The following is a 26,801-nucleotide window of genomic DNA, read 5'->3' as shown; positions in this document are numbered from 1 at the left end:
GGCGGCAAACACGCCGAGCGCGGGGGTGCGCTCGGCGTGCCGCCGCTGGTTCAGGACCGGTGCGGGAGGCAGCCGAAGATACGCTCCAGCCAGTCCAGCAGGTCGTTCAGCGCGTCCGAGACCGGGTTTCCGGTGCTCGGGCGGAAGCGGACCACCTGCGGGTCGTGGTCACTGGCCTGCTCGGCGAACTCCGCGTTGATGTGCACCACGTCGTAGTCCACCCCGCGCGGGGCGTCCGAGACCAGCACGTGGTCCAGCACCTGGGAGTTGCCCTCGTAGATGTAGCTGTACCGCTCGCGCTCCGGCAGCGTGTTCATCAGCGCTTCCAGCGCGCCGCCCTCGGTCAGCGTGCGCACGGCGGGCGAGAACGGGTAGTCGTTCAGGTCGCCTGCCACCACCAGGTTGGCCCGCGGGTCGGCGGCCAGCAGGTCGTCGGCGAAGGCGCGGACCACTTCCGCCTGCTTGATCCGCTGCACCTCGGAGCCACGGGTCGGCGGTTGGAACCGGCCGTGGGTCGGCTCGTCCCCGCCCTTGGAGGCGAAGTGGTTGGCCACCACGAACACCGTACGGCCACCGAAGACGAACTCGCCGACCAGCGGTTTGCGGCTGTCCTCCCATGCCGCGTTGGCCGGGTCGATCCGGCCCGGCGAGACGGAAAGCCGTGGCTCGCCCCGCTCGGTCACCACCTCGACCGGGGTGGTCGCGTCCCCGCCCGGACGATCCACAAAGGATACACGTTCCGGGTTGAACAGGAAGCCGACCCGGATGTTGCCGCCAGGCTGGCCACCGTCGGCGAGGTCTTGGGGGTCGATCTGCCGCCACTCGTACCGCGGGCCGCCCGCGGCCTCGATCGCAGCCACCAGCCTGCCAAGGGTCTGCTCGGCACCGACCACGCCGTCGCCCCTGCCGTCCGGGCCGTTGTCGTCCTGGATCTCCTCCAGCGTGACGATGTCCGGGTTGGCGAGGTTGTGCACGATGCCGCCGGCCAGCTCGTCGAACTTGGCCTGCTCATTGACCGCCGAGAGGTTCTCCAGGTTGTAGGTGGCCACCGCGAGCTCACCGCTGCGCTGGCGGCGGGTGGTCTCCCGCTCCAGCCCGTTGTCGGTGACCTTGCCGAGCTCGCTGGCGAACAGGGTGTACCCGCCGTACTGGTCGTACTCCACCGGGCCCGCGGTGCGGCCGGAGAGCGTGTCCCCGGTGTTCGCCCGCGGGAACGGCCGCTCGGCGAAGGGAATCAGCGACTCCACCTTGAGAATGCCGGTGTTCGGCCGGTCATAACCCAGGTACACGGTGCCCCCGCGGGCGCTGGGGTTCTGCTCCGGCTTCGTGGTCACGTACAGCTCGTTGTATCGCGTGCTCGGCCCGACCACCCGCACGTCGGCGACACTGACCCGCTCACTCTCCCGCGCCTCCCAGAAGTCCAGCGCGTAGGTGTCCGGCCGCAGCTCCAGCGGCTCGATGTTCCCGCCCGGCAGCGCGGTGAGCTCGTCCGGAACGGTGTCCGGCTGGATCACCGTGGCTTCCGGAACCGGGTTGCCCGAGGAGGTCACCGTCCACTCCGCGTTACCGAGTTCGGTGAGCGACTGGTACTTCGAGTCTTCCGAGTAGTCCGGGTAGTACTCCTTGACCGTGCCGGTCACGCTGACCGCGTCGCCGGGGGACAGCGCGAACCCGGTGTCGCCGGTATAGACGAACAGGGCCTCGCTGGTGCGCGGGTCGGCGTCCGGTTCCGGGTCCTGGAACCAGAAACCCCTGCTGGAGCCGAAGGTCCTTGTCGCGGTGACCACCCCGGTGACCCCGGTGACCCGCTCGCCGTCCAGCGGGGAGATCCGGGTGGTGCCCTGGATGTCGTGGATCCGGGCGGTGACCGGATCGGGCTCGTCCCCGCCGGGGGTCTCCCCCGCCGCGTTGCGCGGGTTCGGCTCGCCCTCGGTGAAGTCCGCGGCGTTGTCGTCGGTGTCGGCGGGCCCGGTGCGGGCGACCGAGGTGGTGTTGTCCGTCCCCGGCGCAGGCGATCCCTCCCGCACCACGGCGTCGCCGTAGCCGACCAGGTCCACGATGCGGGTGTCGGCGGCGCAGTCCGCCGCGGTCAGGCAGGTCAGCTTGGCGGTGCCGGCGACGAGCGCCACGGTGCCCGCGCGGGAGCTCATCGCGATCCGGCCCTCGGCGTCCGGCTCCGGCAGCGGGGTCGAGCCGCCGGCGCCCCTGGCCTGGCCGACCAGGTAGCTGCCGTCCGGCTGGACACTGCCGGTGAGCTCGGTGACCTGCCACTGGCTGCGCTCGCTCGGCGCGGCGGGCAGGTACTGCACGCTCCAGCCGTCCAGGGCTACCCCGGTGTCGCCGACCGTGGTCAGCTCGACGAAGTCGTGGGTCAGCGTGGCCCCGGAGTTGCCGCCTCCGCCGTAGACCTCGGCGATCACCGCACCGGTACTCGGCGCTGCCTGTACCACCGGGGCGGCGACCAGGCTCAGGGTCATCGTGACGGCGGCGGCACCCGCGAGGGCGCCACGTCTTGCGGGCAGGGTCACGGGTTGTCCTCTCATCGCAAGGTTGCGTTCGGGGCATCCTTACCCAGACGGGTGAACGACGGAAGACATGCGCACAACGGTTACCCAGCGCCACTGCTGTGAGTGGCCTGCTCAGAGCAGGCCCTCGCAGGTGCGGACGAGGGTGTGGGCGGTACGGCGGGCGGCTGCGCCGAGGGCGGGATTCTCCGCGTGCTGCTGCCAGCGGCGCAGGGCCACGGCCGCGGCCTGCCGGAGCACTCCGTCCTCGGCGGCCTCGGCGTCCGCCATGCCCAGCCGCTCCGCGGGGGCCTGGCCCTCGTCGCCGAGCAGGCGCAGCGCGTCGTCCCGCAGCTCATCGGGCAGGGTGACCCGGCCACCGCGCAACTCCGCGAGGGCCCGCAGCTCGCGGAACTCGTGCGCCCCGGCAACCACCCGCTCCAGCTCGGCGGCCAGCGCGGCGGACCCCGGGCGGGGTTCCATCCGCAGCACCACCTCCAGCGCGATCAGCGCGGCCCGCGCCTTGAGCACCGGCCGTCTGCCGGTGAGGTACCGGCCGACGGACTCGCGCAGCTCGTCCAGCCCGCTGCGCGCCACCAGCCGCGCGGCCAGCTCGGCCTGGCTGCCGGCCTCACGGCGCAGCAGGGTGCTCGCCAGCCGCACCCCGAACAGCCCGAACCGCTCCAGCAGCCCGGCGCGGGTGCCCGCGTCCACCGGGGCGGGGAACTCCGGCCCCGCCAGCCGGTCCGCGGACAGCAGGTACGGCTCGAGTTCCGCCTTCGGCACCCTGGCCAGCTCGGCCAGCGCCGCGAACTCCGGCTCGCGCAGGGTCCGGCCCGCGGCCGCGGGCAGCCCGGCGACGGCAACCACGTCCTGGCACAGCAGGCCGGTCTCGCCCTCCCTGCGGTGCCGCCGTGCGACCTTCCGCGCCGAGATCAGTGCGTCCACCCGGCCACCGCCGAGCTCGTCGGCCCTGGACAGCACGGCCAGCGCGTGCACCGGCGCCGCCCGCGCGATCGGGTGCTGGCGGGTCGCGCGCAGGAAGCCGAGATCCGCCTGCGCCGGGTTGGGCAGCAGGAACAGCACGGCGTCGGCCTCGGTGCTGACCCCCTCCACCACCGGCGCGGCCTCGGCACGATCGAGCCCGGGGGTGTCCACCAGGGTCAGCTCGCGCAGGGCACGGTTCGGCCAGTCCAGCTCCACCCGGTCCACCGGGCCGGGGGCCGCCTCGCCGTCCAGCCACACCTCCTGCTCCGCCCGCCGCACGGCCAGCTCGAACGGGGGCGCGGACCGCGGGTAGCCGACCGCCCGTGCTTCCGGGGCCGCCCGGTACCAGGCGGGCGGCTGCCAGCCCGCCACCTCGATCGGCGCGACCCGCTCCCCGGCCAGCGCGTTCACCAGGGTCGACTTGCCGCAGGACTGCGGGCCCAGCACGGCCAGCCGCAGCGGGTCGTCCAGCCTGGCCAGATGCCGCCGCAGCCAGGTGGTGGCCCGCGCGCTGTCGCGGTACAGCTCCAGCGCCTGTTCCAGCAGCACCCTCGTGCGCCGCGCCAGCGCCGGGCCCCCCGAACCGCTCACGCGGTCAGCTCGCGCCGGGCTGCGGGGACCGTGCCGAGCGCGTGCACCCGCCTGCGCAGCAGGGTCAGCTCGTCCATACCGAGTTTGAGCTGCTGCGCCCGCGCCGCGCGCTCGGTGGTCTCGGCGTCGATGAGACGCTTGATCCCCTTGGCGGACTCGGAGATCTCCGCCCGCAGCTCCTCCGCCACCCCGGCGAACCGGTCGCGCAGGGCCCGGTGGATCAGCCGGGTGGTGTCCTTGCTGTGCTTGCCGTAGCCGAGAAAGAAGTCGTCGACGTAGCGGTGCGCTGCGTTCTTCGCCGCGGACTGGCGGCGTTTGAGCCGGTTGCCCCGCTCCTCGAACACGCTCTTCGCACCGAACGCGACCCCGGCGCCGATGGAGATCGGGTTGATCAGGGTCAGCCCGGCCACGGTGCTGGCCAGCCCGAACATCAGCAGGCCGCTGTAGGAGCCGCGCATGCCGACGAACAGCTTCTGCCCGATGCCGAACCGTTCCACCGCGGGCATCCGCAGCTCGCCGACGTGGTCGAAGGCGCCGTCGCGACCTGCGGACTCGGGCAGCGAGTCCGCCGTGTCCCGCGCGACCAGCCGGGCCAGCCTGCGGGTGATCCAGTCGAAGCGGTCGAGCAGCCAGCCGGAGTTGGCCTCGGCCACGGCGGTCAGGTTCTCCCGCAGCCATTCCGCGAACTCCGGCCAGTTCTTCGCCGGGTCGGCGACCTCGAAATAGTCGTCCACCTCGTGCAGGATCCGGCGGGTCCGCTCGCGCAGGTCGAACTCCACATCGGAGGTGAGGTCGGCCACCTCGTCGGAAAGCAGGGTCTGCCAGCGGGCCGACTCCCGCTGCAACCGTTCCAGTTCCCTGCTCGCGGCGTGCCAGCGCGCGGTCAGCTCCGCGGTGTCCGCCTGCTGGGTCACGGTGTACTCGGCGCGCACCTGGTCGGCCAGCTGCTCGACGGCCAGCCCGGCCAGCGCGGCCACCGAACGGCGGGCCAGCAGCTCGGCCTGCCCGGCGAGGTCCTGGCTGAGCAGCCGGACCAGCTCGCCGAACCCGGATTCGGCCGCCAGTTCCCTGTCCCCGGCACGGGCCGCGGCCAGCCGCAGGTTCGCCGAGACCGGGACGACGGGTGCCCGCAGCCCGTCCCTGGCCAGCCGGGCCCGGTTGCGCTCGGCCACCCGCCGCCAGTTCGCCACCAGGTCGATCTTGGTCAGCACGACCACCACGGTCGGGCACAGCTCGAGCACCCCGGCCAGCAGGTCCAGCTCGCCGGTGGACAGCTCCCTGGTGGCGTCGGAGACCAGCAGGGTCGCGTCGGCCGATGGCAGCGCACCGGGATCCACCGCGGGTGGCGTGTCGATCAGCGCGAGTCCGCTGGACAGCAGCTTGCGGGGCAGGCCGACCTCGGCGCGCAGCACGCCGCCAGCGGCCTCGCGGTTGGCCAGCGCGGTGGCCGACTCGATGGGCACGGTCCGCCTGCCAGCGGTGGCCTCCAGCGCGGGCGGCCCGCCGGTGCCGGCATCAGGCACCGGATCGGTCACCAGCACGGCGGCCGGGCTGTCCGCATGCCGGACGATCGCGGGCACGGTGGTGGTGTGGTCGTCCCCCGTGGCGCACACCGGCGCGTTGACCAGTGCGTTGATCAGCTGGCTCTTGCCCTGGCCCGCCTGGCCGAGGACCGCCACCCGCAGCTGGCCGTCCAGCAGCTGGGCTCGTCTTTCCCGCAACCGCTGGACCAGGTCCGGGCGCTGGTGGGTGGTGCAGGCCCGGACCGTGTCGTCGAGCACGTCGAGCCACGGCGGTGCGGTCATCGAGCCGAGTGTCCCCCTTTACAGCCGGTGAACGGAGCCGGGCCCGCCATCTCGGCCGACCCGGCTCCAACCGCGCCCTGATCAGCCGCCGAGGCTCAGGTCGTCGGCGATGCCGGAGGGGTTCGGCAGGTCGGCGCCCTGCTGGGTGACCTGACCCAGCGGGCTGTCGCCGACCGTGTCGGTCACGGTGTCGGTCACCTGCTCGGTCACCGCGGTCGGGTCGGTCTCCGGCAGGTCGACATCCGGCAGCGGGTTGGCCACCGGCAGCTCGGGAAGCTCGCCAGGCAGCCTGCCTGCCAGGTCCGGAAGTTCGGGCAGCTCGGGAAGCTCCGGCAGGTCACCGGTGTCCGGCACCTCGGTGGCGGGCAGGTCGTCCAGCCCGCCGGTGAGGTCATCCGTCCGCGGCACCTCGGCGGTGGCCGAGGAAACCTGCCCGGACACCGTCTCGGCCCCGGTGCGCACCGCATCCGCGGCCTCGCCCGCGCCGGCGTCCTCGAGCTGGCCGCTCACCGTCTCCGCGCCGGTGGAAACGCCGTCGGCGAAGGCCTGGCCGCCGGAGGAGACATAGGTGGCGACGGTGCCGCCCGCGGCCTCGCCGCCCCGGCCGAGCGCCTCGGTGTCCAGGTCGAGGTCGCCCAGCTCACCGAACTCGCCAGCGCTTTCGAAGCCGTAGTCGCCGAGCGGGGACATGGTGGAACCGCCGACCGCGAACTCCTCGGTGTTGCCCGCGCCGCTGCCCTCCACCGAGAAGCCGGTGCCTGCCAGCTCGAACCCGGCGCTCACGCCGTCGGTGCTCGCGGCGAGGTGACCGTTGCCGACCACCTGCGCGTTGCCGAACTCGCCACCCGCGGTGACCCCGTCCGCACCGGCCGCCGCGTTGGCCTGGAACGCGCCGGCCTCGGCGGTGCCGCCGCTGACGCCCCCGGCGACCCCGCTCAGGCTGCCGGTGAGGTCGGCGTCCGCACCGGCCTCGAAGGTCTCGCTGCGCACGCTGCCCACGCCGGTGAAGCCGTCCGCACTGCCCTCACCGGACAGGGTGAAGCTACCCACGTCCGGGGCACCGGCGGCCTCCGCCACGGCGCGCAGCTGGGCGATCGCGTCCGCGGCGCCCTCGGTGGGCAGCCCGGCGCCGTCCAGCGAGTCGATCCCCGGCACCGGGGCCGGCAGCTGGGCGTAGTCCAGCACCAGCGGGACGACCTCCTGGACGTCCTGCGCGGTCACGTCGGAAAGGCCGGCTCCGGCGAGTGTCCCGGCGGGGTCCTCGGCGAAACAGGACCTTGCGGTGGCGTCGGTGAGCAGGTTGAGCACGAAGTCGTGCAGGGTCTGGTCAGCGTTCTGCAACGGAAGTCTCCTAGTACGGGAAGGGTGGGTGGCGCTGGGCGGCCGGCCGCGCGGCGCCACGGAAAACGCTAGGAGCCGGGGGTTGTGCGCACATCGGGGCTCGTCCCCGTGCTCGCCACGGCACCCGAACGGGTGGGCGTTAGGGGATTAGGGAGTCGGCGGCGCAGCCCATTCGGGGCTGTCCCCGCGGGGTAACCCTTTGGTACGAAAGGCCGACCCCCTACCGAGGTACCCCGTGAAGGAACCGCCACCATGCGCTACGTCCTGGGCATTGATCTGGGTGGCACGCGCAGTAAGGCCGCGATCCTTCGCTACGGCGAGCAGAGCTGGGGCGATCCGCAGCCGGTCCCGCTGGACGGTATGCCGTGGATGGAGTCGGTGCTGCATGTCTGCCACGAGGGCACCGTGCTGGCCGGGCGGGCCGCCCGGCAGCGGGCGGGCGCCGAGCCGGAACGCATCGCGCGCGGGTTCCTGCGCCGGGTCGGCGACGACACCCCCTTCGTGCTCGGCGACCACTGCTACCCAGCCGAGGTACTGACCGCGGTGCTCGCGGGATGGATCGCCGACCGGGTGGCCGAGGCCGAACGGGACGAGGCGACCAGGATCGCGGTGACCCATCCGGCGAGCTGGGGCGCGCACCGCCGCGGCCTGCTCGGCGAGGCCCTGCACGAGGCCGGCCTGCCGGGGGTGCTGCTGCTGCCGAACCCGGTCGCGGTGGCGGAGGACCACCTCGGCAGGCACGGCATGGAGCCGGGCAGCGCGCTGCTGGTCTGCCGGATCGGCGGTGAGCAGGCCGAGGCCACGGTGCTGCGCCGTACCGAGGCCGGGTTCGAGCCGCTGGCGCACGGCGAGCAGCCGGGCGCGGGCGCGGAGCTGGACGACCTGCTCAGCACGCACGTGCTGGCCCGGCTCGCGCAGCAGGAGCCGCTGCCCGACGCGGCCATGGCCGGGCTGCGCGCGGCCTGCGCCGGGGCGAAGGAGCAGCTTTCGGTCAGCACCGAGGCCGACCTTCCGGCCGCGGGCGTGCGGGTGACAAGGGCGGAGTTCGACGCACTCGCCCGCCCCGCGCTCGCCGAGGCGGTGCGGCTGGCGCGGCGCACGGCCGATGCCGTGCCGGCCGGGGAGCCGTCCGCGGTGGTGCTCGCCGGTGGTACGGCCCGTATCCCGCTGGTGTCCGAGCTGGTCGAGTCCGCCTTCGGCCAGCGCCCCGGCATCGAGGCCGATCCCGCGGCTGCGGCCGCACGCGGTGCCGCCCTCGCCACGCTGGCCGCGCTGTCCCGTACCGCGGGTCCGGTGCATCCCACCGACCAGGTGGCGCTGGTGCCCGCGCCGGAGCCGGAGCCAGAGCTCGAACCGCCGCCGCCCCGGCCGCCGGTCGAGATCACCCCGCTGGAACCACCACGGTCCCGGTTGTCCGCCCGGCGCAGGAACCGTGCCGCGGCCAAGGCCGAGCCCGCCGAGCAGAAGGACGGCAGTTGAGCCAACCAGCTCTCCCGGTCCTGGACGGACCCACCCGCCAGCTGTGCGCGGACATCGCCGAGCGGAGGCTCGCCCGGCCCCGGCTGGCGGTTGTCGCGCCCGGCGGCTACGGCAAGACCGCGGTACTGGACCACCTCGACCGGGACTGCGCCCGCGCCGGACTGCCGGTGCACCGGTTCCGGCCCGGCACGAGCCGGCCGGAGCAGGGCCTGGTGCTGGTGGACGACGCCCACGAGCTCGCCGAGCCCGCGCTGGCCGAGCTCGCCGCCCTGGCCACCGAGGGCGGCGCGGGACTGGTGCTGGCCGCGAGGCCGTGGCCGCTGCCGGACACCCTTGCCGGTGTGCTGCGCGGGCTCGCCGGGCAGCTGGTGCTGCGCCCGCTGGACCACGGGGGCACCGCGACCCTGCTCGCCGCCACCACCGGCAGGCCGGCCCCGGATCGGCTGATCGAGTTCACCCGTACCCAGACCGGCGGCATCCCCGGATTCGTGCACCGGCTCGGGCAGGCCCTCGGCAGGGACCCCGAGCCACGGATCCCGGAAGCCGCGCTGACCGGCTTCCGGCACGAGCTGGATCGCGCCGGGGAGGACACCCTGCAACTGCTGCTGGCCGCCGGGACCGGGACCCGGCTGGACGCCGGACTGCTGGCCGGGTTGCTCGACCGGGAGCCGGAACGGGTGGGCGAGGTGCTGGAGTCCGCCCGCGCCACCGGGTTGCTCGACCTGGAGGGCAGGCTGCTGCCGATCGGCGCCCGCGCACTGGCCGTGCTGGTCCCCGCCGAACGCAGGGCCGCGCTGTACCAGCGGCTGGCCGGGCTGCTGCTGCAGCGGGAGGCCCCGGTGCTGCATCTGGCCAGGACGCTGCTGGACACCGGTCCGGGGTCGGGGCTCGGCGGTCCCGGCTCGGCCGCGGTGTTCGAGGCCGCGGCAGCGGAGGCCATCGGGTCCGAGCCTGCGCTGGCCACCCGGCTGCTGGACGCGGCGGTGGCCGCGGGCACCCGCCCGGCGGATATCGGCGCCCGCAGGGCAGCGGCGGCGGCGCGGGCAGGGGAGCTGGACACCGCGCTGCGGCTGGCCGACGAGGTGATCGCCACCGCGGGCGCACCAGGGCGGGCCGAGGCGGCGCGGGTGGCGGGCACGGTGCTGGCGCACCGCGGCAGGCTGGACCGGGCCACCCGGATGCACCGGTGGGCAGGGGGCACCCTGGACGCCGCCTGCGCGGCCATCGGGCTGCTCGGCACCGGCAGGCCCGGCGAGGCGCGGGAGGCACTCGCGGGTGCGCCCGCCGACGAGCCGCCCACCCTGCTGGCCACCGCGCTCACCGACACCGCGGAGGGGCTGCTCGCCTCGGTGGCCGGTGCGCCGACGGCGGCGCTGTCCACCCTGGTGAGTGCCGCGGAGATGCTGGAACCGGTGGGGCGCACCGTGCTGCTCCCGGACAGCCCGGCCGCGCTCGGCGCGCTGGTTGCGATCCACTCCGGGGAGCTGACCATTGCCGAGACCCTGCTGCGGGACGCGGGCGCGGCCCGGTGCGGTGGCGACATCCTTGCCGCCCGGCACCGGCTGCTGCTGGCCTGGGTCGCGATGCTGCGCGGCGAGGCCGAGCGGGCCGGCGCGCTGCTGGCGGAGGCGGGCACGGGGCTCGCGCCGCGGGACTGGCTGTTCGCCGTGGCGCTGCGGGTGGGGCTGGCCCGCAGGGCGAGCGATGTCGCCGGCTTGCACCGGATCTGGGAACAGGCCTGTACGGCGGTGATCCGGCACCCGGTGGACCTGTTCACCCTGCTGCCGTTCGGCGAGTTCGCGGTCGCCGCGGCCCGGCTCGGCGACACCGAACGCCTCGCCCCGCATCTGCGCCGGGCGAGTGAGCTGTGTGCCGCACTCGACCACCCTCCACTGTGGACTTGGCCGCTGCACTGGGGTGGGCTGCACGGCGCGATCATCGCCGAGCGGCAGGAGGAGGCCGCCGCGCACGCCGACGCGCTCAGCGCGGGCGCTGGGAACGGCGCATACGCGGCGGTGCTCGCCGCGGCCGCACGGTGCTGGCTGGCGGTGGTCCGCGGCGCGGTGGATCAGGAACAGGTGGAGCAGGCGGCCCGCGGGCTGCACGAGGCCGGCCTGCGCTGGGACGGCGCGCGGCTGGCAGGGCAGGCGGCCATCCGCACCGCCGACCGCAAGGCGATGGTCGGCCTGCTGGAGATCGCGCGCTCGATGCAGGGGCAGCCCGCGCAGCCGGAGGAGCCTGCCGTGCCCGCCGAGCGCGGCAGGCTGAGCGAGCGCGAACTGCAGGTGGCAGAGCTGGTAGTGGCCGGGCTGACCTACCGGCAGGTGGGTGACCGGTTGTTCATCTCGGCCAAGACCGTCGAGCACCATATGGCCCGGATGCGGCAACGACTCGGCGCGGCCAGCCGGGCCGAGTTGCTGTCCCGGCTACGGTCGGTGCTCGAGGACCGAACGGGGAGGCCATAGGCATGGATGCCACCGGGACACCACCCGCCGCGTACCAGGGCGGCGCGCTCGATGTGGATCGCGAGCTGTACCGGCGGATCGCCGCGGCGGAGCGGACCCCGGTGTCGGAGTTCGTGCTGCCGATCCGGTCCGGGCTGGCCTGGGAGGTGCCTGCCGGGCACCTGTGCCGGATCGTCGCCATCGAGGGTCCGCAGGTCGGCGACCTGAACATCTGGAACCGGCACAACCCGCGCGAGCGGCTGTGGGCCTCCCGCACCCGGCAGTTACAGGGCGCGCACGTGAGCACCTTCGACCGGCTGTGGTCCACCCTGCCCTACCTGCGGCCGCTGGTGACGATCACGGGGGACTCGCTGGAAGGCTACGGGGTGGACGCCGACGGCGGGCGGGTGCACGACCTGCTCGGCACCCGCTGCGACCCGTACGTGAACCGGATGCTCACCGGCGCGGACTTCGACTTCCACTGCCATTCCAACCTGGTGCGCGCGGTGCTGCCGTTCGGGCTGACCGAGTTCGACGTGCACGACGTGCTGAACGTGTTCCAGTGCACCGGGCTGAACGCGCAGGACCGGTACTTCATGCGGGCCTGCCCCGCGCGGGCTGGGGACCACTTCGAGTTCTTCGCCGAGCAGGACCTGCTGTGCGCGCTGTCCACCTGCCCAGGAGGGGACCTCTCGGTGCCGATGTGGGGCCCGCACGCCCGCGACCCGATCGAGGTCTGCCGCCCGCTCGGCGTCGAGGTGCACCGCCCGGACCCGGCGGCGCTGGCAGGCTGGAGCCCGCCGGCGGTTGCCGCCTACGCCGGCGGGCACGGGCTGGGTTTCCCAGCCTGGTCCTGATTCTCAGCGCCTGTCGCCGGTCACAACGGTGCGGTGGTGTAGACGTGACACGTGGAGCAGCCCTTGTGCTGGGCCATCTGGATCGGCGCGGTACCGTCGATCTTGGCGACGTGGGAGTCGTGCTTCCAGGCGTACCAGTGGCCGCCCATCTTGATGCGGACCCAGGCGTGGCCCTTGCAGGAGGCCCAGTGGCCCCCGTTCTTCCGGGTGTAGGCGTAATCTCCGTCGTTCGTGGTGTAGGCGGTGTAGGTGGTTTTCTCTCCGTCGCAGGTTCGGGTGAAGTCACGTCCGTAGGCGTGCGCGGGGCTGGTCATCAGGCCGAACACGGCCGCGGTCGTGGCCAGCACGGCGATGATGCGTGCCTTCATGTCTCGTATCCCCCTTCGGTGGAACGATCTTGTCGCGGTTCGAGGGCAGGTTACGGGCTGGGGGAACGCGCTGGTGTCCGGTGAACACCGGACACCAACCTGGACGCTGCCCCGCGCGCGTACGCCCACTCAGCTCAGCCGCATGGCGTGCCGGAGCAGGTCGGCGACCTGCGCCACGCTCAGCGGTTCGGCGTCCAGCAGCACCCTGGCGCACAGGCCGTCGGCCGCGGCGACCGCTGCCTCCACGGTGCGCGGATCGGTGGTGTGCTTGCGCGCCACATCCGCCACCATGTCCCGCCAGTGCCTCGCCACCCCGCGCAGCGCTGGCCTGCGGGCGGCCAGCAGGGTGAGCTCGCGCTCGGCGAGTGCGCGACTGCGGCCAGGCCCGGCCGCGGCCACGATCAGCTCGGCCAGCCCGTCGATCTCGTCCCCGCCGCCGTCGATGATCTCGCGCAGCTGGCGCGCGTAGTCCTCGGCCGCCGCGGTGAGCGCGGCCACCAGCAGGTCGTCCAGGGTGGCGAAGTAGTAGACCGCGGCACTGCCCGCCACCCCGGCCTCCCTTGCCACGGCACGGTGGCTGACCCCGGCGACCCCGTCCCGCTCCACCACCCGCAGGGTGGCCGCGATGATCGCGGCGCGTTTGCGCTCGCCGCGTGCCCTGCGGCCGTCCTGGGGTTCGGTCACCCGGTCAGTGTGCCGCCCCCAGCTCCAGGGCCAGCACTCCCCCGATCACCAGGGCGACCCCGAGGCCCTGGATCCAGGTGAGCCCGTCGCCGAGGAAGATCCCGATGACCGCGACCAGGCTGACGCCCATCGCGGCCCAGATCCCGTAGGCCACGCCGACACCCATGCCCTGCTTCAGCACCTGGGAGAGCAGGAAGTAGGCGCCGACCACGCCGAGCACGGCCACGACGGAGGGCACCGGCCGGGAGAAACCGTCCGAGAAGCGGACCGCGATGGTGCCGGTCACCTCGGCCAGGATCGCCGCCAGCAGCAGCAGGTGAGCCATCGGACCCCCAAATAAGTCGAACGATCGTTCAAATATATGACCAGCCTACCGCCTTTCCTGGGATGGTCGGGGTTCAGTCCTGTGAGATCAGCAACCGGAACCCGGCGTCGAACTCGGTCCGGTCCAGCAGGTCGCGGTGCCGTTCCTGCCACCGCCCATCGGCAAGGTCCGCGCGCAGCCGCCGCAGTCCGCGCCGGAGGGCCTCGGGATCGGCCTGCGCCAGCGCGGAGCAGTTGCGCTGGACGCCGGGATCGAGGTAGGCGGCGGGACGCCGCCAGTAGGCGGGGAAGACGCCGTCGGTGCAGTCCCACGGCACCGGCAACGGCACCACCCGGCGCGCGCCGAGCACCGGCGCGATGTCCGCGGCTGACGGCCGGGCCAGTTCCCGTTCGGCCAGCTCAGGGACGTACTCCCGGACGAACCAGTAGTCGGCGTGCAGCCGGGTGTCGTAGGCCAGCACCACCCGCAGCGGCGCTACCCGGCGCAGCTCGGCGAGCCCGCGCCGCCATTCGGTCCAGTGGTGCACGGTGAGCACGGCCAGTACCGCGTCCGCGGCGCCGTCGCGCACCGGCAGCCGCTCGGCCACCGCCCGTACCGCGGGTGCGGCCTCGCCCGGCCGCTGGCACAGCATCTCCGCGGAGGGATCGACGGCCAGCAGCGTGCGCCCGGCCGGTTCGTAGGATCCGGTGCCCGCGCCGATGTTCAGCACCGACCGCGCCCCGCCCAGCGCGTCCTCGATGACCGTCTGCCACCTGGGGTCGGTGCGGCGCCCCTTGGCGTAGTCGACGCCGATCCGGTCGTAGGTCTGCACCCGGCACACATTAGAAAGGCCCTGGCCCGTGTTGCCACGGGCCAGGGCCCACAAGCGCGGTAGCGGTGGGATTTGAACCCACGGACGGGGTTAACCGTCACTCGCTTTCGAGGCGAGCTCCTTCGGCCGCTCGGACACGCTACCGCCGGACACGATACTGCATCCCTCACCTGCCCCTCGAAGGCCGGGTCCCCCGCGACCGTGTCCACGTCCGTGCGCAGCGATGTCGCTACCGTTCCTGGTTGCCGAACCGGTCCTTGACGTCCTGTACGGCACCGGCGGCCTTGTCCTTCAGCTCATGGCCAGCCTCCTTGACCTCACCACTGGTCTGGTCGGCCTTGCCGGAGTCGGCCAGTTCCTCGTTGCCGGTCAGCTCACCGAGCTTCTCCTTGGCGCTGCCGACGGCCTGCTCGGCCTTGTCCTTCGCCTTGTCGAACAAGCTCATTCGATCCTCCTCCTACGGGCGCCGGGCAAGATGCACCGGACATCCTTCGGATACCCCGAACGGAGCATCTATCACGTGACCCTGAGGAAGATCACCCTGCGGAGTGAGGCCGGTGCCCGGCGAAGAAGTCCTCCAGCAGCAGGGCACACTCCCGTTCCAGCACGCCGCCGCGCACCTCGGGACGGTGGTTGAGCCTGCGGTCCCGCACCACATCCCACAGCGAGCCCACCGCGCCGGTCCGCGGCTCCCAGCTGCCGAACACCAGCTTGGCCACCCGCGCGAGTACCAGCGCCCCGGCGCACATGGTGCACGGTTCCACGGTGACCGCGAGGGTGCATCCGGTCAGCCGCCAGCCGTCGCCGTGCGCCCGCGCGGCCGCCCGCAGGGCCAGGACCTCGGCATGCGCGGTGGGGTCACCGAGTTCCTCCCGCGCGTTGCGGGCCGTGGCCAGCAGGGTGCCGTCCGGGGCGAAGACCGCGGCGCCGATCGGGACGTCCGGGGTGCCGACGGCGGCCCGCGCGGCCTCGATCGCCGCCCGTACGGCGGCCTCGTCCTGCACCCGCCTCCTCCAGCCGTTCAGAGCTCGTCGAGCAGGGCGTTGAACTGCTCGTCGAAACCACAGCGCTGGGCGACCATCTGCAGCTGCTCGTCCGGGTACAGGTCGACCTCCGCGACGATCACCTGCATCTCCACCCCTGGCAGGCCGAAGTCGGCGAGCACCTCGAGGTCACCCTCCGGCCACACCGCCTCGTCGTCCTCGTCCGGGGGGTCCACCCGGAGCAGGTCCAGCACGTCCGCCGCGATGTCGTAGTCCAGTGCCGCCGCCGCGTCCGAGAGCAGCAGGGATGCGCCTCTTGGACTCGGCCGGACGATCACGAAGAACTCGTCGTCCACCGCCAGCAGACCGAACACCGCGCCGGTCGACCGTAGCTTGCCCAGTTCGGTGATCGCGGCATCCAGCTCGGTGAGCGCGGCGGAGTCCAGCGGGCTGCACCGCCATCGCCCGTCCTCGCGGATCACGGCCACCGCGAAACCCGTGATCGCCTCCTGCACCGCCATGCGCACACCGTATGCCGCCCGTCCGCTGAAAGCACGCGCAATGCCTCAAGCCGTCCAGGAATGCGACTATCGAAGGTATGGAACCCACCGAGCTGCCGTCCCTTCCCGATGCCCGCTTCGCCGGACTGCTGGCCGAGGCACAGGCTCTGCAGCCCCGCACCGTGGAGCTACGCAGGGCCATCCACCGGCATCCCGAGCAGGGACTGGAGCTGCCGCGGACGCAGCAGGCCGTACTGCGCGCGCTGGAGGACCTGCCGGTGGAGATCATCCGAGGCAAGACGGTGGGATCGGTCACCGCGGTGCTGCGCGGCGGCCTGCCCGGTCCCGCGGTGCTGCTGCGCGGCGATATGGACGCGCTGCCGCTGACCGAGGAGACCGGCGCGGAGTACGCCTCGGAGATCGAGGACAGCATGCACGCCTGCGGGCACGACACGCATGTCGCGATGCTCGTCTCCGCGGCGCACCTGCTCGCCAAGCACGTTGACGAGCTGGCCGGGTCGGTGGTGTTCATGTTCCAGCCCGGCGAGGAGGGCTACCACGGTGCGCGGCACATGATCCACGAAGGCGTGCTGGACGCGGCGGGCTCGCGGGTGGAGCGGGCCTTCGCCCTGCACATCTACGCCAACGCGCCGAGCGGTCAGCTGCGCTGCCGGCCCGGCCCGATCCTGGCCTCCGCCGACCGGTTCGACGTACTGGTCAGCGGCAAGGGCGGGCACGGTTCCGCCCCGCACCACGCGGTCGACCCGGTACCCGCGGCGGCCGCGATGGTCGGCGCGCTGCAGACCATGGTCACCCGCCGGGTCAACGTGTTCGACCCCGCCGTACTGTCGGTGACCCGGATCGCGGCGGGCACCACCAGCAACATCATTCCGGAGACCGCGGAGCTGGAGGGCACGATCCGCACGCTTTCCGAGCAGACCCGCGCCCTGATCAGGGAGGAGCTGCCCCGGATCTGCGAGCACGTCGGCCAGGCGCACCACTGCCGGGTCTCCGCGGATATCGAGCCCGGTTACCCGGTGACCGTGAACGACCCCGCGGTGGCCGGGCGGGTGCTGGAGCTGGCGGGTGAGGTGCTCGGGGCCGGGCAGGTGGTGACCATGGACGAGCCGCTGATGGGGGCCGAGGACTTCTCCTACGTGCTGCAACGGGTACCGGGGGCGTTCGCCTTCCTCGGCGCCTGCCCGCCGGGGACCCCGCCGGAGGAGGCCGCGCCGAACCACTCCAACCGGGTGCACTACGACGAGGACGCCCTGCCGCACGGCGTGGCGATGTACGCGGCGTTCGCGCTGGACGCACTGCGCCCGTCGCGGGACTGAGTACTTGCCCCGTGCGGCAAGATGTCGCTCGTGCGAGATGTCTGTGTGATCGGACTCGGGTTGATCGGCGGCTCGCTGCTGCGCGCCGCGAACACCGACGGCAGGACGACCTGGGGCGCCACTGAGTCCACAGTGGATGCCGAGGCGGCAGCGGCCGAGGGGTACCAGGTGGGCACGGACGTCGCGGGGGCGCTGCGCCGAGCGGCCGAGCGGGACGCGATCGTGGTGCTCGCCGTACCGCTGACCGGGCTGGACGACGTGCTGCGAAGCGTGGCCGAGCACGCCCCCTCCTGCCTGCTGACCGATGTGACCAGCGTGAAGGCCCCGGTGCTGGAATCCGTGCGGCGGCTGGTCCCGCGGGCCCGGTTCGTCGGCGGCCACCCGATGGCGGGCAGCGCCGCATCCGGCTGGGCCGCGGGCGACCCCGCGCTGTTCACCGGCGCGGCCTGGGTGGCCTGCGTGGAGCCGGACACCGACCTCGCCGCCTGGGCCGAGGTGGCCACCATGGCGATCGAACTCGGCGCACAGGTGGTGCCGGTGCCCGCCGCGGTGCACGACGAGACCGTCGCGCGGATCTCGCACCTGCCGCACCTGCTCGCGGCCGTACTCGCCGCGACCGGCGCCGCCGGTGGCCCACTGGCGGCGTCCCTGGCGGCTGGCTCCTTCACCGACGGCACCAGGGTGGCAGGCAGCCGGCCGGAACTGGTGCGGGCGATGACCGAGGGAAACCGGGAGGCATTGCTGCCGGTGCTGGACGAGGCACTCGGCAAGCTGGGGGCGGCCCGCGGCTCGCTGGCCTCCACCGGCGGCCTTGCGGCGACGGTGAACGCCGGGCACGAGGGCGCGCGCCGGATGACCGACCTGCGCACGGCCACCCGGGCCGCGGTACAGGTCAGCCTGGCCGCACCGGATGCCAGGGACGGCCTGTGCGCACTCGGCGAGCGCGGTGGCCGGATCGTGGGGATCGACGGCAGCACCGCACTCGGCGAGGTGGCCTGACCGGTTACTGGCCCTGCGGCGGGCGCTGACCGCCGCCCGGCTCGTTCGGCGGCTCGTTCGGCGGCTCCTTGCCGCCGCCGTCACCACCGTCACTGCCCGCGCCACGGTGCAGCGCGTCCTTGGCCTTCTGGGTGGCGTTGTCGATCTTCTCGGAGTGGTCGCCGAACCGGGACTTGGCGAACTTGCTCGCCTTGTCCAGCCCCTGCTCCACCTTGTCGCTGTGCTTGCCCAGTTGTTCCTGAGCCTTCTGCTTCATCTCGCCGAAGTTGATTCCCATCGGAACTCCTCACTTCACATAGGCGACACTACCCATCAAACCGCACCAGCCGGATCTCGCAAGGTGACGAGCGCGCCGTCACCCGCGCGGGCCGCGTACCGCCGCGAAGGCGGCTGTCACCTGCTCGACCACCCCGGACAGCTGTTGCGTGGACGGTAACGGCAGGTCAGCGGGTTCGCGCTGCTCCCGGACCGCGGCGGCGAACTCGGCCAGTGCCGCAGTGAGCAGCCCGACGTCCGCCGGATCGGGTACCGGCGCGCCCTGCTCCACGGTCACCACCACCTCGGTCACCGCGTCGGTGACCCGCTCCAGGCCGACGATCGCGGGCCACCACGCGGTCGCCTGCCTGCCCGCGGGCGAGGGCTCCACCACGACCTGCTGAAAGGCCGTGCGCAGGTCGGTCAGCCCGCGGTAGGCGCGGCGGCGGTAGCGGGAGCGCTCCGCCCGCTGCTCGGCAGAGCCAGCCGCCCGCAGCCCGTGCTCCAGGTAGCGGCCGACGGCGTCGGCGACCTCGGCCAGCTTGCCGCCGACCTGTGGACGCCTGCTGCCCGGCCACAGCAGGTAGCCGAAGACCAGCACGATCGCGCAGCCGATCAGGGTGTCCACCAGCCGGGCCAGCACCAGCGCCCAGTCACCCCTCGCCGCCAGGTCCATCTGCAGGATGATCAACGGGGTGACGAAGGCGCTCAGGATCCCGTAGTTGCGCACCTTGCCCGCGGCGACCCCGCCAGCGAACAACGCGATCAGCAGCACCAGCGCCCAGCCGTGCACCCCCAGCCCGAGCACGGCCGCGCCGATCCCGACCCCGACCACGGTGCCGAGCCCGCGCAGCACCGCCCGGCCGAACACCGAACCGAAGTCCGGCTTCAGCACGATGCCCACGGTCAGCGTGATCCAGTAGGAGCGCTCGACCGGAACCAGCAGCGCGGCGACCTCGGCCAGCGCCACACACAGGGTGAGCCGCAGGGTGGCCAGCCAGGTGAGCGGGCCGGAGAGCACCGAGTCCGCCCACTCGCGCAGCTGGGTGCGCACCGGCACCCGCGCCCTGCGCTTGCGCTCGGCCCCGTCGTCGATCCGGGCCAGGCCCGCGTACAGGGCGACCAGCGCCTGGTCCGCGGGCTCGGCCGCGGGTGCGGGCGGCAGTGGCGCGCGGGCGAGTACCGAGGTGGCCACCGCGACGAGGTGGTCGACCACCTCGGCCGGGGCGTGCCGCCTGGCGTTCACCATCGCCACCCCTGCCTCCACCGCCGGGGTGCTCGCGGCGAGCAGGTTGAGCAGGCCGCGGTAGGTGGCGTCCCGGCCGGACAGCCAGGACCGTGCCTCCAGCAGCCGGTCGTATGCGGTGTTCAGCGCGGTGGTGAGCTGGTGCCGGGCCGCGCGGCGGGTCTCCTCGTCGCTCGCGGAGAGCATGGCGGCCAGTTCGATGTACACCTGTGCGACGGCACCGCGCTCCGGGGAGGTGGCGCGCACCGCCCACGCGGCCAGCGCCACCACCAGCCCCCAGGCGGCACCGCCGAGGAAGCACAGCATGGCCACGCCGGGGTCGATGTTCATCGCGTGCTGCCCGGTGCCGAGCACCGCGAACACCAGCAGCTGCAACCCGGCCACCGATGCGTTGCTGCCCGCCGTGCTGATCAGCGCGGACACCGCCGCGACCCCGACGACGGCGAGTATGGAGAGCACCGGCGCCCAGCCGGTGAGCAGGCCGGTACCGAAACCGAGGGTCGCGGCCAGCGCCGCACCCCCGAGCCGGACGGCGCGGTAACGGTAGGAGCCTGCCGAGTCGGCGAGCACGGTGGGCAGGGCGCCGGTGGACACCAGCGCACCAAGGGCGAGCTCACCGAGGGCGAACCCGATCGCGGGGGGACCGGCCAGGGCCAACGCGGCGCGGACCACCCGGTTCCACGGCATCGGCTCCGGGGTGCTGCGCAGAAGCTGGACCAGCCAGTGCGGCGCCGCGAAGTCGGTCCTGGTCACGGCATCCATACTCACACGAGACCCGGTCAGCCCGGCGGGTACAGGGCGGCGGCAAGCCGGTGGGCCCGTTCCCGGTAGCCATCGGGCCCGGGGTGGAAGCCGTCCGCGGCGAAGGCTCCCGGCCCGGCAGGCAGCGGCGGGGCCGGGGCGTGGGCGACCCCTGGCAGGGCCGCCGCCGAGTTGGCGGCCGCGGCCAGCGCCCCCGCGCGCAGGCCGAGCACCGCCCGCAGCGGCTGCGGCAGGGCAGGGCAGGGAACCGTCCCAAAGGCGGCACTCCGGCCAGCAGCACGGGCACCGGGCCCAGCCGCCCGCGCAGCGCGTTGATCAGCCCGAGCAGCTCGCGCCGGTACCGGGCCGCCGAACGCAGCGCGATGGTGTCGTTCACGCCGAGCGCGAGTCTGCCGGTCAGCGCCTGCTCGTGATCCGGCGCACCGACCCCTTCCACTGTGGACTCCCGAGTACCAGTAGCCGCAGCGAAGCGCCCCACCCCGGGACCGAACCCGCCGCCGGTCCGCCCGCCCCCGGCAGCCGGGGGGTGCGCCCGCGCACCCGTAGGGCCTGGGCGAGCAGCAGCGGGGCGAGGCCAAGGGTGCAGGCCGTCGCAGCGAGCTGACGTGCGGAGACAGACATAGCGACACATTCCGAACGGGCCGGCGGATATGGATAACGTTGCTATCAAATTAGCCGGGCGACAAACGTGGCGCCCCGTCCGGGCCTGCCTACCGCTGCTGGCTCTCGTGCTGGGCCTTCCATCTGGCGAACAGCTCGGGGATCTCCTTGAGCATGAACTCCAGGAAGTCGGTCATATCGGCGAGCCGTTTGCCCGCCGGGGTGTCCGGACCGAGAACGTGCACACCCTCGAGCGTGGCATCCCGCCACATGGTCATCATCCGGTCGCGCTTGAGGAAGGTGGCGTACCAGAGGTCGTCCTGGAGCCGGTAGTGGTCCCGGCGCGCGCCCGGCTCCCGCTCCCTTGCGACCAGGCCAAGCTGGTCGAGGAAGCGCACCGCGCCGGAGATGGCCGCCGGGCTCACCGAAAGCTGCTCGGCGAGCTCGGCGGCCGTCATCTTGCCGCTGTCGGTCGCCATCAGGGTCGCGAACACGCGGGCCGACATCCGCTGGACGCCGATCTCGTTCAGCACGAGCGCGAGCCGCTCCACGTAGCGGCGCACGGCGTCCTCGTCGCGATGCGCGGTCTCGGTGCCTGGGTCACGCTGGGACTGGGGCCTGCTCGACATGGGGCCATCCTCTCCGAGCACGATCGGGTTGATCACCCGATCTATACGTTTTCTTAACTTCACAACTTTGTGAAATCACTGTACCTTCCGTGCCATGGACAACGCCATCTCTGTTTCCGGCCTGCACAAGACGTTCGGCCGGACCAAGGCCCTCGACGGGCTGAACCTCGATGTCGCCACCGGGGAGGTGCACGGCTTCCTCGGCCCCAACGGCTCCGGGAAGTCCACCACCGTCCGGGTGCTGCTGGGCCTGCTACGCGCGGACTCCGGCAACGTGCGGCTGCTCGGTGGCGATCCGTGGAAAGACGCCGCGAGCCTGCATCGCCGCCTCGCCTACGTGCCCGGCGACGTCAGCCTGTGGCCCAACCTCTCCGGCGGTGAGGTGATCGACCTGCTCGGCAGGCTGCGCGGCGGACTCGACCAGCGCAGGCGCAAGGAGCTCATCGAGCGCTTCGATCTCGATCCGAAGAAGAAGGGCCGCACCTACTCCAAGGGCAACCGCCAGAAGGTCGCCATCGTCGCCGCACTGGCGTCCAATGTGGAAATGCTGATCCTGGACGAGCCAACGGCCGGGCTTGACCCGCTGATGGAGGCCACCTTCCAGTACGCCATCCAGGAGGAGCGTGAGCAGGGCCGCACCGTGCTGCTGTCCAGCCACATCCTGGCCGAGGTGGAGGCGCTGTGCGACCGGGTGAGCATCATCCGCAACGGCCGCACGGTGGAGTCCGGCACCCTGGCCGACCTGCGCCACCTGACCCGCACCTCGATCTTCGCCGAGCTGGCAGGGCACCCGAACGGCCTTTCCCGGCTGGAGAACGTGCACGACCTCAAGATCGAGGGCAACACGGTGCGTTTCGACGTGGAGACCAGCGCGCTGGACGAGGCACTGCGGCAGCTCACCCAGATCGGGGTACGCAGCCTGACCAGCCAGCCGCCCACCCTGGAGGAGCTGTTCCTGCGGCACTACACCGAGGAGGCCACCGGAAGGCACGCGACGGGGGCTGGCAAATGAGCAGGCCACTTATCGGAACGCGGCACCTGGTACGGCACGCGCTGCGCCGGGACCGGATCATCCTGCCGCTGTGGATCGTGCTGCTCAGCGTCATGCCCGCCACCACGGCGGGCACCTACGAGCAGCTGTACCCGACCCAGGCCGAGCGGGCCGGCCTGACCGCCGCGATGGGCAACAACCCCTCGATCACCCTGCTGTACGGCCCGGCCTTCGACCTCTCAACCGCGGGCGGGTTCCTTGCCTGGCGGCTGATGGGCTTCATGGCGGTGCTGATCGGCCTGATGGCGATCTTCACCGTGACCCGGCACACCAGGGCCGAGGAGGACACCGGGCGGGGCGAGCTACTCGGTTCCACCGTGGTGGGGCGGTTCGCGATGCTGACCGCCGGGGTGATCGTGGCGGGCGGCGCCAGCGTGCTGATCGGCGTGCTGCAGGCGCTGCTCCTGCTGGGCTCGGGCGTTGCCGTGCCGGGGGCATGGGCGTTCGGCCTCTCCGTCGCGGGGGCCGGGCTGGTGTTCACCGCGATCGCGGCGGTCGCGGTGCAGCTCGCCGAGTACTCGCGCACGGCCAACGGGATGGCCTCGGCGGCGCTCGGCATCGCCTTCCTGCTGCGCGGTATCGGCGACTCCAGCGAGGCGACCTGGCTGTCCTGGCTGTCCCCGATCGGCTGGACGCAGCAGATCAGGGCGTTCGCCGGGGAGCGCTGGTGGGTACTCGGGCTCGTACTGGCCGCCACGCTGGTCATCGGCGCCGTGGGCTACGCGCTGCTGCCCCGGCGGGACTTCGACGCCGGCCTGGTGCCGACCCGGCCCGGTCCGGCCGCCGCGGCGACCGGGCTGCGCAGCCCGCTGGCGCTGGCCTGGCGGCTGCACCGCGGCTCGCTGCTCGGCTGGTCCATCGCCTTCGCGGTGTCCGGGGTGCTGATGGGCTCCATCGCGGGCGGCATCACCGACATCATCGGCGACAGCGCGCAGGCGCGGGAGATCTTCGCGCGGATGGGCGGCTCGGAGGGCATGATCCAGGCCTTCCTCGCCGCGATGACCGGGATGTTCGGCGCGATCGCCGCGATCTACGGGGTGCAGGCCACCCTGCGGATGCGCGCCGAGGAGGTCGGCTACCGGGCCGAGCCGCTGCTGGCCACCAGGGTCAGCAGGCTCGGCTGGACCGGGAGCCACTTGGTGTTCGCCTTTCTGGGCACCGCGCTGGTAATGGTGCTCGCCGGGGTGGGCGTCGGCCTCGCGCACGGCCTGCGGGTGGACGACGTCGGCGGCACCATTGGCGAGGTGCTCACCGGCACCCTCGCCCAGCTGCCCGCGGTGTGGCTGATCGTCGGCATCGCCACGGCGCTGTTCGGGCTGTGGCCGAAGTACTCGGTCGCCGCATGGGGCGTGCTCGCGGTCGCCGTGCTGATCACCATGTTCGGCCCGGCCGTGCAGCTGCCCCAGCTGCTGATGGACATCTCACCGTTCACGCACGTGCCGAAGCTGCCCGGCGCCGAGTTCACCGCGGCGCCGTTGGTGTGGCTGACCGCGCTCGCCGCCCTCGCCCTCGGCGCGGGCCTGACGGCCTTCCGCCGCCGCGACGTCGGCTAGCCACTGGGGGACAGTCGAGCCCGGACCTCGGGGGGTCCGGGCTCGACCCCGGCGTGTTTGCCCTCCACATCCGCGTGTTTGCCCTCCACGCGCACGCTTTGGCCCTCCACGCGCACGCGTTTGCTCCCCACGCGCAGGCGTTTGCTCGCCGCGTCAGCGCGCGGGCCGCCACGCCGCGACCGCCCCGGACCAGGCGCGCGGCGAGAACACCAACACCCCGCCCGCGCGGTCCTTGGTGTCCCGCACGGCGACCGTCGCGCCGAACGCGACCTCGACGCAGTTCGAGTTCTCGCCGCTGTAGCTGGACTTACGCCAGGTCTTCCGTTCCGTCATGGCTGCTCCACCTCGCCTGGATCCGCGCAATCAGACGAGCCGATTCTGTCTCACCCAGCGCAACACCGGCCAGATGGGCGGCGGTGGCGAGGTACGGGCCGGTCTGCTTGTCCTCGTCCATGAACACGCTCGAGCGGAGCAGCTCGACCAGCACCACCGGCGGGGCGGAGGCGAACTCCATGGCCAGGAACGACCCGAGTTGCCCTCGATGTGGCCCGGCCGCGCTCGGCACCACCCGGATCGAGACGTTGCGGCGCTTGCCGACCTCGCGCAGGGTGGCGAGCTGCCGGGCGGAGGTCGCGGCGTCCCCGACCGGTGTGCGCAGTGCGGACTCCCCGACGAAGGCCACGTACCGGACGTCGCCGTGCAGGATCTGCTGCCGCCGCAGCCGGGCGGTGAGCAGCAGTTCGACGGTGGCCGGATCGGCGCCGACGGAAAGCAGCCAGGCGCGGGAGTAGTCCATGGTCTGCAACAGTCCGGGAATCAGCAGCGGTGCCCAGTCGGTGATCCGGTCCGCCTGCGACTCGTACTCGGCCAGGATCGCGGACTCCTTCGGCAGCCCTTGCAGGCCCTGGTCCCACCAGCCCGGTTCGTCGATCGTTCGCGCGATCGCCAGCAGCTCCTCGCGCAGCGCGCCGCGTACCCGGTACACGCCGAGCAGGTGCGCGACCTCCTCCACGGTGAAGTTCCGCTTGCCGGTCTCCAGCCGGGACAGGGTGGACTTGTCCCAGTCGACGGCTTCGGCCGCCTGCCGCAGGTTCAGCCCGGCGTTCTCCCGGCACACGCGCAACTGCGCGCCCAGGCCCTTCGCCTTGGCCCCCGGAGCTTTGCGTGGCACAACCCCTCCCGTCTCGTTGCCGCAACAAGATTGCGTTGAGCATACGGATGGCTACGCTCGATGCAAGACGAAACACGGGAGGTAGCAATGTTGCGCTGGCAGCAGGCGGAGGGGAAGCGACACGCGCTGGAAGGGCGCGCGCCGAATGAGGGCGGCTCGTTCCGCACGCTGTGCGGAGCCGAGGTCACCGTGCGGGTCGGGGATGTCCCGGAGCTCGGCGGCGTGTGGCTGGACCCGACCTGCTGGGACTGCGACGCCGCATGGCGCAGGCGGGAGAACATTCCGCAGTACAGCCGGCGCTAGGCATGGCGATCGTGCGCGTGGGCGGCCAATGCGTGCGCGGGAACGGCCAACGCATGCGCGTGGGCGGCAAACACGCGGATGTGGGGGCAAACACGCGGGGGAGCTGGGGGTCAGCCGGTGATGTCGCGGAGCCGGCTGATCAGGTCGACGCGCTCGGCGGCGGTGTCGGCCAGCGGGTGCACCAGCAGCGTGGTCACCCCGGCCTCGGCGAAGGCGGCGACCCGCTCCTTGACGAAGCCGAGCGGGCCGACCAGGGAAATGGCGCGCAACAGCTCATCCGGTACGGCGGCGGCCGCCTCGGCCTTCTTACCGTCCAGGTACAGGTCCTGGATCTCCTTGGCCGCGTCCGCGAAGCCGTAGCGGATCGCCAGGTCGTTGTAGAAGTTCCTGCCCCGCGCTCCCATGCCGCCGACGTACAGCGCCACCATGTGCCGGTAGGGCTCCAGCAGGTGCTCCACGTCCTCACCGATGGCCAACGGCAGGCTGGCCACCACGTCCAGCTCACCGAGCTCGGGGGCACGTTTGGCCCTGCCCTCGGCCAGCGGCTCGCCCCAGACCTCGCCCGCCTTCTCCGGGTAGAAGAAGATCGGCTGCCAGCCCTCGGCGAGTTCCGCCGTCAGCGCGACGTTCTTCGGCCCAAGGGAAGCCAGCAGGATCGGGATCCGTTCGCGCACCGGGTGATTGATCAGCTTCAGCGGCTTGCCGAGCCCGGTGCCCTCCTCGGCGGGCAGCGGAATGCGGTAGTGCCTGCCCTCGTACTCCACCCGTTCCCGGCGCCACACCTTCCGGCAGATCTCCACGATCTCCCTGGTCCGGCCGACCGGCGCGTCGTAGCGCACCCCGTGGAAGCCCTCGATCACCTGCGGCCCGGACGCACCGAGACCGAGGGTGAACCGGCCGTCGGAGACGTAGTCCAGCCCGGCCGCGGTCATCGCGGTCAGCGCGGGTGTGCGGGTGTAGATCTGCAGGATGCCGGAGGCCAGCTCGACCCGTTCGGTCTTCGCCGCGAGGTAGCCGAGCAGGCTGACCGCGTCGTAGGAGTACGCCTCCGGCACGAACACGATGTCCAGTCCGGCACGTTCCTGTTCCGCGACCTCCGCGACCGCCTCGGTGAACCCACCGGCGTAACTGAGCTGGGCACCGATCCGCATCCGGCCCTCCACCAACGGCACTTACAGGACGCTTAGAACGTAACATGAACGGCGCTATCGTGACC

27 protein-coding genes and 1 tRNA gene are annotated in these 26,801 nt (G+C 72.8%); 8 read left to right on the top strand and 20 right to left on the bottom strand.

The window, feature by feature from the left end; all coding sequences use genetic code 11:
- Positions 1–50 precede the first annotated feature (50 nt).
- The 4 genes from KOI47_RS02125 to KOI47_RS02110 all read right to left on the bottom strand — a co-directional run bounded on the left by KOI47_RS02125 (position 51) and on the right by KOI47_RS02110 (position 7,228).
- On the bottom strand, positions 51–2,477 hold the full coding sequence (locus KOI47_RS02125) for an endonuclease/exonuclease/phosphatase family protein (protein WP_216217021.1): 2,427 nt from the start codon (positions 2,475–2,477) through the stop codon (positions 51–53).
- A 162-nt stretch (positions 2,478–2,639) separates the two neighbouring features.
- Complete coding sequence (locus KOI47_RS02120; protein ID WP_232376487.1) at positions 2,640–4,082, bottom strand: hypothetical protein; 1,443 nt, start codon at positions 4,080–4,082, stop codon at positions 2,640–2,642.
- The gene (locus KOI47_RS02115; RefSeq protein WP_216213352.1) at positions 4,079–5,887 is read right to left on the bottom strand and encodes a dynamin family protein; all 1,809 of its coding nucleotides are present in this window, start codon (positions 5,885–5,887) and stop codon (positions 4,079–4,081) included. The genes KOI47_RS02120 and KOI47_RS02115 overlap by 4 nt, the downstream gene beginning before the upstream one ends.
- Before the next feature lie 81 nt (positions 5,888–5,968).
- Positions 5,969–7,228, bottom strand: a complete 1,260-nt coding sequence (locus tag KOI47_RS02110) for an IniB N-terminal domain-containing protein (protein ID WP_216213351.1) — start codon at positions 7,226–7,228, stop codon at positions 5,969–5,971.
- A gap of 252 nt (positions 7,229–7,480) precedes the next feature.
- Here KOI47_RS02110 and KOI47_RS02105 point away from each other — a divergent pair, with 252 nt between their 5' ends.
- The 3 genes from KOI47_RS02105 to KOI47_RS02095 are packed head-to-tail and all read left to right on the top strand — an operon-like array spanning position 7,481 to position 12,008.
- Complete coding sequence (locus KOI47_RS02105; RefSeq protein ID WP_216213350.1) at positions 7,481–8,707, top strand: Hsp70 family protein; 1,227 nt, start codon at positions 7,481–7,483, stop codon at positions 8,705–8,707.
- A complete protein-coding gene (locus tag KOI47_RS02100) occupies positions 8,704–11,172 on the top strand; it encodes a helix-turn-helix domain-containing protein (RefSeq protein WP_216213348.1) in 2,469 nt (822 codons plus the stop codon). The genes KOI47_RS02105 and KOI47_RS02100 overlap by 4 nt, the downstream gene beginning before the upstream one ends.
- 2 nt (positions 11,173–11,174) lie before the next feature.
- Complete coding sequence (locus tag KOI47_RS02095; protein WP_216213346.1) at positions 11,175–12,008, top strand: DUF1989 domain-containing protein; 834 nt, start codon at positions 11,175–11,177, stop codon at positions 12,006–12,008.
- 20 nt (positions 12,009–12,028) lie between these two features.
- On the opposite strand, the gene KOI47_RS02090 is transcribed toward KOI47_RS02095, so the two are convergent.
- The 8 genes from KOI47_RS02090 to KOI47_RS02055 form a co-directional block, all read right to left on the bottom strand.
- Positions 12,029–12,376, bottom strand: coding sequence for a hypothetical protein (locus KOI47_RS02090; protein ID WP_216213345.1), 348 nt, complete (start codon positions 12,374–12,376; stop codon positions 12,029–12,031).
- Positions 12,377–12,505: 129 nt separating this feature from the next.
- Positions 12,506–13,060, bottom strand: a complete 555-nt coding sequence (locus tag KOI47_RS02085) for a TetR/AcrR family transcriptional regulator (protein WP_216213343.1) — start codon at positions 13,058–13,060, stop codon at positions 12,506–12,508.
- Between the two features lie 4 nt (positions 13,061–13,064).
- Entirely contained in the window at positions 13,065–13,385 is a 321-nt protein-coding gene (locus KOI47_RS02080; RefSeq protein WP_216213340.1) for a DMT family transporter, read from the bottom strand.
- Between the two features lie 73 nt (positions 13,386–13,458).
- Positions 13,459–14,196: a class I SAM-dependent methyltransferase gene (locus KOI47_RS02075; RefSeq protein WP_216213337.1), complete on the bottom strand. Its 738-nt coding sequence runs from the start codon at positions 14,194–14,196 to the stop codon at positions 13,459–13,461.
- 57 nt (positions 14,197–14,253) lie between these two features.
- Positions 14,254–14,340: transfer RNA gene (locus KOI47_RS02070), tRNA-Ser, on the bottom strand.
- Between the two features lie 85 nt (positions 14,341–14,425).
- Positions 14,426–14,641: a CsbD family protein gene (locus tag KOI47_RS02065; RefSeq protein WP_216213334.1), complete on the bottom strand. Its 216-nt coding sequence runs from the start codon at positions 14,639–14,641 to the stop codon at positions 14,426–14,428.
- Positions 14,642–14,732: 91 nt separating this feature from the next.
- Entirely contained in the window at positions 14,733–15,200 is a 468-nt protein-coding gene (locus KOI47_RS02060; protein ID WP_216213331.1) for a nucleoside deaminase, read from the bottom strand.
- A gap of 17 nt (positions 15,201–15,217) precedes the next feature.
- Positions 15,218–15,700, bottom strand: coding sequence for a tRNA adenosine deaminase-associated protein (locus tag KOI47_RS02055; RefSeq protein ID WP_216213329.1), 483 nt, complete (start codon positions 15,698–15,700; stop codon positions 15,218–15,220).
- 77 nt (positions 15,701–15,777) lie between these two features.
- Between KOI47_RS02055 and KOI47_RS02050 the strand changes: the two genes are divergently transcribed.
- Positions 15,778–17,016, top strand: a complete 1,239-nt coding sequence (locus tag KOI47_RS02050; RefSeq protein ID WP_216213326.1) for a M20 metallopeptidase family protein — start codon at positions 15,778–15,780, stop codon at positions 17,014–17,016.
- Positions 17,017–17,037: 21 nt separating this feature from the next.
- Positions 17,038–18,015: a prephenate dehydrogenase gene (locus KOI47_RS02045; protein ID WP_216213323.1), complete on the top strand. Its 978-nt coding sequence runs from the start codon at positions 17,038–17,040 to the stop codon at positions 18,013–18,015.
- 4 nt (positions 18,016–18,019) lie between these two features.
- On the opposite strand, the gene KOI47_RS02040 is transcribed toward KOI47_RS02045, so the two are convergent.
- The 5 genes from KOI47_RS02040 to KOI47_RS02025 all read right to left on the bottom strand — a co-directional run bounded on the left by KOI47_RS02040 (position 18,020) and on the right by KOI47_RS02025 (position 21,507).
- Positions 18,020–18,292: an antitoxin gene (locus KOI47_RS02040; protein WP_216213321.1), complete on the bottom strand. Its 273-nt coding sequence runs from the start codon at positions 18,290–18,292 to the stop codon at positions 18,020–18,022.
- A gap of 78 nt (positions 18,293–18,370) precedes the next feature.
- Positions 18,371–20,278, bottom strand: a complete 1,908-nt coding sequence (locus KOI47_RS02035; protein ID WP_216213318.1) for an FUSC family protein — start codon at positions 20,276–20,278, stop codon at positions 18,371–18,373.
- A 17-nt stretch (positions 20,279–20,295) separates the two neighbouring features.
- A complete protein-coding gene (locus tag KOI47_RS36235; RefSeq protein ID WP_332461441.1) occupies positions 20,296–20,490 on the bottom strand; it encodes a hypothetical protein in 195 nt (64 codons plus the stop codon).
- A gap of 184 nt (positions 20,491–20,674) precedes the next feature.
- The gene (locus tag KOI47_RS36230) at positions 20,675–20,899 is read right to left on the bottom strand and encodes a hypothetical protein (protein WP_332461440.1); all 225 of its coding nucleotides are present in this window, start codon (positions 20,897–20,899) and stop codon (positions 20,675–20,677) included.
- Between the two features lie 89 nt (positions 20,900–20,988).
- The gene (locus KOI47_RS02025; protein WP_216213315.1) at positions 20,989–21,507 is read right to left on the bottom strand and encodes a GbsR/MarR family transcriptional regulator; all 519 of its coding nucleotides are present in this window, start codon (positions 21,505–21,507) and stop codon (positions 20,989–20,991) included.
- A 94-nt stretch (positions 21,508–21,601) separates the two neighbouring features.
- Here KOI47_RS02025 and KOI47_RS02020 point away from each other — a divergent pair, with 94 nt between their 5' ends.
- Entirely contained in the window at positions 21,602–22,519 is a 918-nt protein-coding gene (locus KOI47_RS02020) for an ABC transporter ATP-binding protein (protein ID WP_216213311.1), read from the top strand.
- Positions 22,516–24,111, top strand: coding sequence for an ABC transporter permease (locus tag KOI47_RS02015; protein ID WP_216213308.1), 1,596 nt, complete (start codon positions 22,516–22,518; stop codon positions 24,109–24,111). The genes KOI47_RS02020 and KOI47_RS02015 overlap by 4 nt, the downstream gene beginning before the upstream one ends.
- Positions 24,112–24,264: 153 nt before the next feature.
- On the opposite strand, the gene KOI47_RS02010 is transcribed toward KOI47_RS02015, so the two are convergent.
- Together KOI47_RS02010 and KOI47_RS02005 are read right to left on the bottom strand one after the other, a co-directional pair.
- A complete protein-coding gene (locus KOI47_RS02010; RefSeq protein WP_216213306.1) occupies positions 24,265–24,444 on the bottom strand; it encodes a DUF397 domain-containing protein in 180 nt (59 codons plus the stop codon).
- Positions 24,419–25,282 carry a helix-turn-helix domain-containing protein gene (locus KOI47_RS02005; RefSeq protein ID WP_216213304.1) on the bottom strand — a complete coding sequence of 288 codons (864 nt, stop codon included), beginning with the start codon at positions 25,280–25,282 and terminating at the stop codon, positions 24,419–24,421. Before KOI47_RS02005 ends, KOI47_RS02010 begins: the two co-directional genes overlap by 26 nt.
- Positions 25,283–25,369: 87 nt before the next feature.
- Between KOI47_RS02005 and KOI47_RS02000 the strand changes: the two genes are divergently transcribed.
- Positions 25,370–25,585 (top strand): zinc finger protein, encoded by a 216-nt coding sequence (locus tag KOI47_RS02000; RefSeq protein WP_216213302.1) that lies wholly within the window; start codon positions 25,370–25,372, stop codon positions 25,583–25,585.
- A 110-nt stretch (positions 25,586–25,695) separates the two neighbouring features.
- Here KOI47_RS02000 and KOI47_RS01995 read toward each other — a convergent pair whose 3' ends face one another.
- Entirely contained in the window at positions 25,696–26,736 is a 1,041-nt protein-coding gene (locus tag KOI47_RS01995; RefSeq protein WP_216217019.1) for an LLM class F420-dependent oxidoreductase, read from the bottom strand.
- Positions 26,737–26,801 lie beyond the last annotated feature (65 nt).

This window comes from Amycolatopsis aidingensis, assembly GCF_018885265.1.
Taxonomy (GTDB): Bacteria; Actinomycetota; Actinomycetes; order Mycobacteriales; family Pseudonocardiaceae; genus Amycolatopsis; species Amycolatopsis aidingensis.
Note: the sequence above shows the minus strand (reverse complement) of the source record. Positions and strands in the feature narration are given on the sequence as shown.

Bases quoted from the DNA above. Each gene is read 5' to 3' on its own strand.
- KOI47_RS02125 (WP_216217021.1), bottom strand. From the start codon at position 2,477: ATGACCCTGAGCCTGGTCGCCGCCCCGGTGGTACAGGCAGCGCCGAGT.
- KOI47_RS02115 (WP_216213352.1), bottom strand. From the start codon at position 5,887: ATGACCGCACCGCCGTGGCTCGACGTGCTCGACGACACGGTCCGGGCC.
- KOI47_RS02105 (WP_216213350.1), top strand. From the start codon at position 7,481: ATGCGCTACGTCCTGGGCATTGATCTGGGTGGCACGCGCAGTAAGGCC.
- KOI47_RS02095 (WP_216213346.1), top strand. From the start codon at position 11,175: ATGGATGCCACCGGGACACCACCCGCCGCGTACCAGGGCGGCGCGCTC.
- KOI47_RS02090 (WP_216213345.1), bottom strand. From the start codon at position 12,376: ATGAAGGCACGCATCATCGCCGTGCTGGCCACGACCGCGGCCGTGTTC.
- KOI47_RS02080 (WP_216213340.1), bottom strand. From the start codon at position 13,385: ATGGCTCACCTGCTGCTGCTGGCGGCGATCCTGGCCGAGGTGACCGGC.
- KOI47_RS02065 (WP_216213334.1), bottom strand. From the start codon at position 14,641: ATGAGCTTGTTCGACAAGGCGAAGGACAAGGCCGAGCAGGCCGTCGGC.
- KOI47_RS02055 (WP_216213329.1), bottom strand. From the start codon at position 15,700: ATGGCGGTGCAGGAGGCGATCACGGGTTTCGCGGTGGCCGTGATCCGC.
- KOI47_RS02050 (WP_216213326.1), top strand. From the start codon at position 15,778: ATGGAACCCACCGAGCTGCCGTCCCTTCCCGATGCCCGCTTCGCCGGA.
- KOI47_RS02045 (WP_216213323.1), top strand. From the start codon at position 17,038: ATGTCGCTCGTGCGAGATGTCTGTGTGATCGGACTCGGGTTGATCGGC.
- KOI47_RS02040 (WP_216213321.1), bottom strand. From the start codon at position 18,292: ATGGGAATCAACTTCGGCGAGATGAAGCAGAAGGCTCAGGAACAACTG.
- KOI47_RS02035 (WP_216213318.1), bottom strand. From the start codon at position 20,278: ATGGATGCCGTGACCAGGACCGACTTCGCGGCGCCGCACTGGCTGGTC.
- KOI47_RS36230 (WP_332461440.1), bottom strand. From the start codon at position 20,899: ATGTCTGTCTCCGCACGTCAGCTCGCTGCGACGGCCTGCACCCTTGGC.
- KOI47_RS02025 (WP_216213315.1), bottom strand. From the start codon at position 21,507: ATGTCGAGCAGGCCCCAGTCCCAGCGTGACCCAGGCACCGAGACCGCG.
- KOI47_RS02020 (WP_216213311.1), top strand. From the start codon at position 21,602: ATGGACAACGCCATCTCTGTTTCCGGCCTGCACAAGACGTTCGGCCGG.
- KOI47_RS02015 (WP_216213308.1), top strand. From the start codon at position 22,516: ATGAGCAGGCCACTTATCGGAACGCGGCACCTGGTACGGCACGCGCTG.
- KOI47_RS02010 (WP_216213306.1), bottom strand. From the start codon at position 24,444: ATGACGGAACGGAAGACCTGGCGTAAGTCCAGCTACAGCGGCGAGAAC.
- KOI47_RS02000 (WP_216213302.1), top strand. From the start codon at position 25,370: ATGTTGCGCTGGCAGCAGGCGGAGGGGAAGCGACACGCGCTGGAAGGG.
- KOI47_RS01995 (WP_216217019.1), bottom strand. From the start codon at position 26,736: ATGCGGATCGGTGCCCAGCTCAGTTACGCCGGTGGGTTCACCGAGGCG.